7 protein-coding genes and 1 pseudogene are annotated in these 8,389 nt (G+C 76.1%); 6 read left to right on the top strand and 2 right to left on the bottom strand.

What is annotated here, in order from left to right:
- Window positions 1-294: 294 nt before the first annotated feature.
- The 5 genes from ABZ858_RS00575 (at window position 295) to ABZ858_RS00555 (ending at window position 6,671) form a co-directional block, all read left to right on the top strand.
- Window positions 295-1,494, top strand: a complete 1,200-nt coding sequence (locus tag ABZ858_RS00575; protein ID WP_361370429.1) for an MAB_1171c family putative transporter — start codon at window positions 295-297, stop codon at window positions 1,492-1,494.
- 33 nt (window positions 1,495-1,527) lie between these two features.
- Window positions 1,528-2,109 (top strand): hypothetical protein, encoded by a 582-nt coding sequence (locus ABZ858_RS00570; RefSeq protein WP_361370426.1) that lies wholly within the window; start codon window positions 1,528-1,530, stop codon window positions 2,107-2,109.
- Between the two features lie 172 nt (window positions 2,110-2,281).
- Window positions 2,282-3,922, top strand: a complete 1,641-nt coding sequence (locus ABZ858_RS00565; protein ID WP_361370423.1) for an acyl-CoA synthetase — start codon at window positions 2,282-2,284, stop codon at window positions 3,920-3,922.
- Window positions 3,915-5,270, top strand: coding sequence for a carboxyl transferase domain-containing protein (locus ABZ858_RS00560; RefSeq protein WP_361370420.1), 1,356 nt, complete (start codon window positions 3,915-3,917; stop codon window positions 5,268-5,270). Before ABZ858_RS00565 ends, ABZ858_RS00560 begins: the two co-directional genes overlap by 8 nt.
- Window positions 5,271-5,633: 363 nt before the next feature.
- A complete protein-coding gene (locus ABZ858_RS00555) occupies window positions 5,634-6,671 on the top strand; it encodes a rod shape-determining protein (RefSeq protein ID WP_361370417.1) in 1,038 nt (345 codons plus the stop codon).
- A gap of 111 nt (window positions 6,672-6,782) precedes the next feature.
- On the opposite strand, the pseudogene ABZ858_RS00550 reads toward ABZ858_RS00555, so the two are convergent.
- Window positions 6,783-6,983: pseudogene (locus ABZ858_RS00550) on the bottom strand (MEDS domain-containing protein); the annotation flags it as partial.
- Window positions 6,887-7,081, bottom strand: coding sequence for a hypothetical protein (locus tag ABZ858_RS00545; protein ID WP_361370414.1), 195 nt, complete (start codon window positions 7,079-7,081; stop codon window positions 6,887-6,889). The pseudogene ABZ858_RS00550 and the gene ABZ858_RS00545, both read right to left, overlap by 97 nt.
- A gap of 242 nt (window positions 7,082-7,323) precedes the next feature.
- Here ABZ858_RS00545 and ABZ858_RS00540 point away from each other — a divergent pair, with 242 nt between their 5' ends.
- Window positions 7,324-8,364, top strand: coding sequence for an ANTAR domain-containing protein (locus tag ABZ858_RS00540; protein WP_361370411.1), 1,041 nt, complete (start codon window positions 7,324-7,326; stop codon window positions 8,362-8,364).
- The last annotated feature ends 25 nt before the right edge of the window (window positions 8,365-8,389 follow it).

Genomic DNA, 8,389 nt, shown 5'->3' with positions numbered 1-8,389 from the left:
CCACAGGCCCAGCACCCACCCACGCAGCAGCACAGGGCGCAGCTCCGGCGCCCGCCCGGCCGACAGCGCGGCCGGTGGTCGTCGTCCTCCCTGCCGCCGCCGTCCCCCCGGACGGGGACCGTGGGCGGCCGGGGGTCCGGGTGCCCGGGACCTCCGTGCTGGTGCGGGTCGCCGATGTGCTGGGCGGCTCCCGGGGCGGGGGCGCGGGGACGACACCGCCGGGGTGGGCGTGACGGGGGCGCGGGCGGCGGGTGGGCTGTGCGTCGGAGGCGGGGCCGGGCGGGGGTGCCCGGGGTGAACCTCGTCGTCTATCTGGCGGCCGGGCTGTTCGGGCTGTCGGCCCTGGTGTTGTTCCGGCGGCCGCGCAGGGCCGTACGGGACCCGCTGACCGTGTCCACGTGCGTGGCGGTCGTGCTGGGCGCGCTGGTGTTCGTCTGCTCCGCGCCGCTGACCCTGGCCGCCGTCAACCGCCTCACCGGAGTCCCCAACTTCGGCGCCCCGCTGACGTACTGCATGATCTGCGCGTACAGCTGCTCGCTGCTGATCCTGCTGATCCACTGGCGGGGCGGCCCGCCCGAACGGGTCCGGCGGCTGGTGCTGCGCAGCATCGCCGCGTACGTGCCGCTGGTCGCGGCGATCGTCGTGCTGTTCGCGCTGGGCGACGCGCGCAGCGAACGGCTGGCCGACTTCGACACGTACTACGCGAACACGCCGTGCCTGCGCGAGATGATCGTGCTGTATCTGGTCGGGCACAGCGCGGCGACGCTGACGATGTGTGTGCTGTGCGTGAAGTGGAGCCGGGAGGTCACCGGGCTGCTGCGGGCCGGGCTGCGGCTGATCATGGCCGGTTCGGCGCTGGCCGTGGTGGGCTTCCAGCTGACCAAGTGCACGGCGGTGGCGGCGCGTTGGTGCGGGCACGATCTGGACGTGCTGTCCACGGTGGTGGCCCCGCCGCTGGCCTCGCTCGGCGGCCTGCTGTGCTCGGTGGGCTATGTGCTGCCGAGGCTGCTGCCGCCGCTCCTCGCGCACGCGCGCTGCCTGCGCGACTACCGCAGGCTCGGGCCGCTGTGGTCGCGGGTGCGGCTGGTGTCCACCGCGCCGAAGCCGCCCAGCGCCTGGTGGCAGCTGCCGCAGGCCCGGCTGCGCTGGCGCGAGGTGTCCATCCACGACGCGCTGCTGAGCCTGGCGCCGTACTTCGACGACCGGGTCCGCGAACGCGCCCTGGCCGCCGCCCGGGACAGGGGCCGTACCGCGCACGAGGCACGGATAGCGGCGGAGGCGGCGATGCTCGCCGACGCCGCGCGCCGCGCCGCCGCCCGCGAGGAGCCCCTGCCGGCCCCGAGCGGCTACCGCCTGCACGCCACGGAGGTGTCCGGCACCGGCGGCCTGGTCGAGCTGGCCCAGGCGGTGGCCCCCGCCCCCGCGTTCCCCGCCACCCGCCGCGACCCGCGGACGAGGGGGAACGGCGAGGACCTGCCGTGGCCGAGCCCGTGAATGTGACGCGACGCGATGCGTCACGATGGAGGCATGCCGACGTCCCCGCCGCCCTTCACCCCGCTCGACTTCCAGCTCGTGCTGCTGCGCCGCATGGCCGATCACCGGCCGGAGCTGGTGGAGCGGGCCCGGCACGAGCTGGGGGTGTCGGTCGCGGAGATGCGGGAGGCCAACAAGCGGTGGCAGGCGATGGCGCGCTCCCCGCGGTCGCGGTCGGCGGGTGCCCGGTACCGGTCGGTCCTCGGGGCCCCCGAGTCGACGGCCGCCCGCCGTATCGGTGACCTGGACTGCGAGGCCCGGCAGTGGCGGCTGCCGCTCTGGCCGGAGCTGCGTTTCGAGGTGCTGGCCGGTCCGGACGGCCGGGTCTGGAACGAGTGGCTGGTCCGCGCCCCGGGCGCCACGGGACCCGAGCTGCGCACCCTGGACGACCTGACCCCCTGGTCCTGCACGGTCGAGGAGGCCGCCCGCGCCTTCCCCCCGGCCCGCCCCCTGGAGGGCACCGCCCCCACCCGCTGGGGCCTGGCCTTCACGGCCCCGGACACGGACGGCGTACGGCACGAGGTGGTCGCGGAGTTCACCTGGGGGCTGCTCCAGCGGACGCGGGTGGACGGGTAGCGGCCGCCGCCGCGAACGGGGTCGACGCCACGAACGGGGCCGGGGCCGGGGGCGCGACGTGACCGGCGCAACGCTCCGGGAGTGCCGCGGGTGGGGTAGGAACGTGGGTGTCGGGCCGTCGGACGGGCCCGTGCGTCGCATCCACGGTTTCCCACGGTGAAGGAGTCCCCGCGTGTCCTCCCTCTTTCCGGCCCTGACGAACGATCCGGGGCCCCGGGCCGCCCTGCGGTTCGGTGACCGTGCGCTGACGTACGCGCAGTTGGCGGCGGCGGCCGGGGCCGTCGGCGCGCGGACCGGGGGGAGGGGGCGGGTCGCCGTGTGGGCGACGCCGGAGCTGGAGACCGCCGTCGCCGTGGTCGGCACGCTGCTGTCCGGGGCCACCGCGGTGCCGCTCAATCCGCGGTCCGGCGCGAAGGAGCTGGCGCACATCCTCGCCGACAGCGCGCCCTGTGCGGTGCTGGCCGCGCCCGGGGACGAACTGCCGCCCGCGCTGGCCGGGCTTGAGCGGATCGACGTGGACGTGGACGTAGATGTAGTAGACGTAGATGTACGGGAGCGCGGGCCCGTAGCCGTATCCGTACCCGTATCCGTATCCGATGAGGACCGGTCCGGGGAGGGCGCGGGCGGCGACGGCGGAAGTGACAGCGACGGTGACGGTGACGGTGATTGTCGTCCCGCTCTCGTCGTCTACACCTCCGGGACCACCGGGCCGCCCAAGGGCGCCGTGCTCCCGCGCCGGGCCCTCGCCGCCACCCTGGACGCGCTCGCCGACGCCTGGCGGTGGACCGGCGAGGACGTCCTCACGCACGGGCTGCCGCTGTTCCATGTGCACGGGCTGGTGCTGGGCGTCCTCGGGCCGCTGCGGCGCGGCGGGTCGGTGCGGCACCTGGGGCGGTTCACCCCCGAGGGCGTGGCCCGGGAGCTGTCCGGCGGGGCGACCATGCTGTTCGGCGTGCCCACCATGTACCACCGGATCGCGGAGGCGCTGCCCGGCGATCCCGGCCTGGCCGAGGCGCTCGCGGGCGCCCGGCTGCTGGTGTCCGGCTCGGCCGCGCTGCCGGTGCACGACCACGAGCGGATCGCGGCGGCCACCGGACGGCGGGTGATCGAGCGGTACGGCATGACCGAGACGCTGATGAACACCAGCGTGCGGGCGGACGGCGAGGCCCGCGCGGGCACGGTCGGGCTGCCGCTGCCCGGGGTGGAGCTGCGGCTGGTGGAGGAGGACGGCACGGCCATCACGGCGTACGACGGGGAGACGGTCGGCGAGATCCAGGTGCGCGGGCCGAACCTGTTCACCGAGTACCTCAACCGGCCCGACGCCACGGCCGCCGCGTTCACCGCCGACGGTTTCTTCCGCACCGGCGACATGGCAGTGCGCGACGGCGACGGTTATGTCCGCATCGTCGGCCGCAAGGCCACCGACCTGATCAAGAGCGGCGGCTACAAGATCGGCGCCGGGGAGATCGAGAACGCGCTGCTCGAACACCCGGGCGTGCGGGAGGCCGCCGTCACCGGGGAACCGGACCCCGACCTCGGGGAGCGGATCGTCGCCTGGATCGTGCCGGCCGATCCGCGCCGCGCGCCGGGCCTGGACGAGCTGGCCGGGCACGTGGCCGCCCGGCTCGCCCCGCACAAGCGGCCCCGCGTCCTGCGCCTCCTGGACGTGCTGCCCCGCAACGACATGGGCAAGATCATGAAGCGGGAGCTGACGGGCCGGGACCTGACGGGCGGGGAGCTGACGGGCCGGGACCTGATGGACCGGGCCCCGGAGGATCGGGCTCCGGAGGATCGGGAGCGGACGCGTGGCTGACCTGGGGCGGCTCACCGCCCGGCAGGTCCTCGCCCTGGTCACCGACGACTTCACCGAACTCCCCGCGCCCATACGCGAGTACCCGCCCGACGGCCCGCTCGGCTGGGCGGGCTACGACACCTCGCGCGCCCGCGCCGCCGAACGCACCGGCGAGCAGGAGTCGGTGGTGTGCGGCACCGGGCACGTCGGCGGGGTGCGGGCGGTGCTGATCGCCTTCGAGTTCGGCTTCCTCGGCGGCTCGCTGGGACAGCGCACCGGGGACCGGCTGGAGGCGGCGTACGTCCACGCGCGCGAGCACCGCCTCCCCCTCGTGCCGCTGGTGGCGACCGGCGGCAGCCGGATGCAGGAGGGCATGCTCGCCCTCACCCAGCTCCAGCGGGTGGCCCGCCAGTCCGCGCTGCTGCGCGCCGCCGGGCTGCCCCAGGTCGCGGTCCTGCGCGACCCGACCACGGGCGGCGGCTGGGCCACCCTGGGCGCGGGCGCCGACGTGGTGCTGGCACTGCCCGGCGCCCAAGTCGGCTTCGGCGGTTCACGGGTGCGGCCGCCGGACGCCGACCCGGCCGCGTACACGGCCGAGGCCCAGGTGGCGGCGGGCTCGGCGGACGCCGTGGTGCCGCCCGGGGAACTGCGCGGGACCCTCGGGCTGTGGCTGCGGCTGCTGACCCGGCCGTCCTCGCTCGCCGTGCCTCCGCCGGGGGCGCTGCCCGCGCCGGACCTTCCCCACGGCGACAATCTCCCGGGCACCGGCTGGGACGCCGTCCAGCGGGCCCGTGCCGCCGGGCGGCCGCGTGCCCGGCGGTACCTGGACGCCTGCTTCACCCGCCGGACGGCCCTCACGGGCGACCGCTGCGGCGGCACCGACGACGGGATGCTGTGCGGGTTCGGCGAGCACGAGGGCACCGGCACCACCGTCGCGTACGCCGCCCAGACCGGCACCGCCACCCGGCCCGCCGGATACCGCACCGCCGCCCGGCTGGTCCGGCTCGCCGACCGGCTCGGCATCCCGGTGCTGACACTGGTGGACACCCCGGGCGCGGCGAACGACGCCGAGGCGGAGCGGCAGGGCGTGGGCGCGGCGATCGCGGACCTGTTCGGCGCGGTGGCCGCCGCCCGGACTCCCGTCACCTCACTGCTGATCGGCGAGGGCGGCTCGGGCGGCGCGCTCGCGCTGGCCGCGCCCGGCAACACGTGGGCCACGCCCGACAGTTACTTCTCGGTGATCGCGCCGGAACTCGCGGCGGCGATCCTCAAGCGCCCACCGGAGCAGGCCCCGGCCACGGCGGAGCAACTGCGGCTGCGCCCGCAGGATCTGGTCGAGCTGGGGGTCGTCCGGGGGGTCGTGTCATGAGATCGTCCGCCGATACGGACAGGCGAGCAGTTGTTCCCTGGGACGGGGAGGCGGCGCCGTCCGTGTGCCCGGACCACACCTGCCGCGCGGGGTGGTGTCCGGCTGGGCCGCGGCCGGCAAGGGAGTTGACGTGCGCCGGCGGACGGCCGCCGTGGCGGGCTCCCGCCAGGGACAAGACGGGGCACCTTACGCTTGTCCAGCGCTTACCTGGCGCTTATTCGGCGTATCGCCATAAAATGTACCCGTCCAGCGGCACCCCGCCCGGCCCCCTTGAACAGGCGCCCGCTCCCCCGTTCCGCGCACGATGCCAAAGAGGCCGCCGCCCGGCGACCGCCCCGGTCCGTGCTCTCGGGAGGATCAGCCATGACCGCCAGTCTGGAGCAGTTGCGCCGCTGTCATTTCGCCGTCGACCTGGGGGCGGCCCGGACCCGTGTGTACGTCAAGGGCGCGGGTCTCGTCGTCGACCAGCCCTCGGCGGCCGCCGTCAACACCCGTACCGGCGCTCTGATCGCGGTCGGTGAGCTGGCGGAGCGGATGACGGGCCGCACCCCCGACTACATCCGGGTGGTGCGCCCGGTCTCCGGCGGCACGGTCGTCGACATCGAGATGGCGCAGCGCATGCTGCGGCACCTGCTCGGCGACCGGATGCGCCGCGCGCTGCGCCGCAAGGCCCGGCTGCGCGCCGCCGCCTGCACCCCGCACGAGGCGGACCCGCTCGCCCGGCGGGCCACCATCGAGACGCTGGTCGGCCTGGGCGCCCGCCGGGTGGAGCTGGTCGACACGCTCATCGCCGCGGCCGTCGGCTGCGGGCTGCCCGTGGAGCGGCCCGAGGCAACCATGATCATGGTGTGCGGGGCGGCGGCGACCCAGGTGGCCGTGCTCTCCCTCGGCTCGATCGTCGCCGCCGTACGGATGCCGGTGGGCGGCGAGGCCGTCGACCACGCGATCGTGCAGCACCTGCGCCACGAGCACTCGCTGATGCTGCCCAGCCAGTCGGTACGGCCGCTCCAGCTCGCCCTGCACGACAACGGGCTGACCGCGCACGGCCCGGCCGCCACCGAGATCCACGGGCGGGACGTGGCCACCGGCCTCGCCCGTTCCGTCGTCGTGGACACCGCCGCGGTGCGGGACGCCATCCAGACACCGCTGACCGCCGTGCTCGACGGCATCTACAAGGTGCTGCGGGAGTGCCCGCCCGATCTGGTGGCCGACCTCGCCGACCGCGGCATCATGATGGTCGGCGGCTCGGCCCTGCTCCCGGGCCTCGATCAGATGCTGCGCCGGGCCACCGGCATGCCGGTACACATCGCCGAACGCCCCGACGTGTGCGCGGTCCAGGGCCTCGGCGAGATGCTGGAGGGCCGGATCGAACCGCTGGTGCTGAACCCGCTGGGGGCGTGAGGACTCCCGTCCGGGCGGTCCGGCCGGCGGATCGGCCAGGCGGCCGGCGTCGCGCGCCTCGCACAGGACATACGTGTCCGCCGCCCACCGTCCGGCCGCGACGGGGCCGGTGACGACGGGGTGGGTGGCGTAGGCGTCGGCGCGGGCGCGCTCGTCCAGCCGGGTGCTGTCGTACGGGCACAGGAGGGTGACCGCGCGGCCCCGGAACGCGGCGTTCACCGGCGCCTCGTCCTGCGCGCAGGCCGGGTACCCGGCGGCCGACCGGCCCGCCCGGACCGGCCCGCCGACGATCCGCTCCCGGTGCCCGCGAGGTACTCGGACTCGTCGCGGCAGAACAGGGCGGTGCGCACGAAGGGCTGCGCCTGCGCCTTGCCGTAGCGGCACGCGTCGTCGTACACGTCCTCGTACACGTTTCCCACCCCCGCGCCCCCGGCTGCCGGAACGGCGCGGTCACCGACGGCCCCGGCACCGGCAGGAACAGTACGCCGTACCGGGCCCACGCACCCCAGGTGTAGCCCGCCGGTCACCGGGCAGGCGCAGGAATGCACCGCCGGGACCCCGTGGACCCGCGCGTCGGCGCGAAGGCGCCGGCGGCTCCGCTCCCGTCCTCGCGGGCGACCGAGAACCTGGGGGACGGAAACAAGGCGGGGACATGACCTCAGCTGCACCACCACCGGTGGCCCGACGACCCCACACACCCGACGCCCCACCGGTTTCCGGGCCCGGCGCAGGGCCCACCGGCCCGGGAACGGCGACCACCGGCACCGGAACGCCGGCCAACGGCATCGGGACGCCCGCCACCGGCGCCGAAGTGCTGGCCATCGCGGTCCGCACGCACCCGGACGGCCGGATCGCGCTCACCCCGCGCGGCGAGCTGGTGTTCGGGTGCGCGGGCGTGCTGACCACGACGCTGGCCGGGCTGCCGCCGGGGTCCGGGCCGGTCCAGCTGGACATGGTCTCGGTGACGTTCATGGACTCGGCGGGGCTGGAGTTCCTGGGCGTCCTGCACGAGTACGGCCGCACGCACCGCGTCCGGGTGAGCGCCACGGGCTGGACGGGGCAGCCGCGCCGGGTCCTGGAACTGGCCGGCCTGAACGCCACCGACCCGCTGAGGCTCACTACCGATCCGCTGAGGCCCACCGCCGACCCGCTGAGGGCCGCCACCGACCCGCTGCGGCCCACCGCCGACCCGCTGCGGGCCGTCTCGGGCCCGCAGGGACCGGCCGCGGCCGCCCCGGGAACCACCACCGGCCTTCCGGGGTCCGCAACGCTCCCTCCGGGGGCCACCCCAGCCCCGGGCACCGCCGTGGCGCCCGCCGCCTCCAGCGCTCCTCCCCCGCTCCGCATCCCCTCCGCCGTGGCGGCGGAACGGGCGGAGCGGCTGCTGCAGCTTCAGCAGGAGGTCGCGCAGTTGCGGCACGCCCTCGCCTCCCGCCCGGTGATCGACCAGGCGCGCGGCATCCTGATGGCCGCCCACGCCTGCACGGCGCAACGGGCCTGGGACATCCTGCGGGAGACCTCGCAGCGCACCAACACCAAGCTGCGGACCGTGGCGGAGGCCATCACGGCGGGTGCCCGGCCGGACGGTCCCGCGGTGCCGCGGGAGCTTCGCGCGGCCCTGCGCGCGGCGGTCGTACGGACGGCGCGGACGAGTGCGGACCGGGGCTCCGCTGGGTACCCGGGCGGTGAGTGACCACCCCCGTCCGCAGGAGTCACCG

The sequence above is a fragment of the Streptomyces sp. NPDC047017 genome (assembly GCF_040644175.1).
Taxonomy (GTDB): Bacteria; Actinomycetota; Actinomycetes; order Streptomycetales; family Streptomycetaceae; genus Streptomyces.
This window is presented reverse-complemented; position numbering and strand designations above follow the sequence as displayed.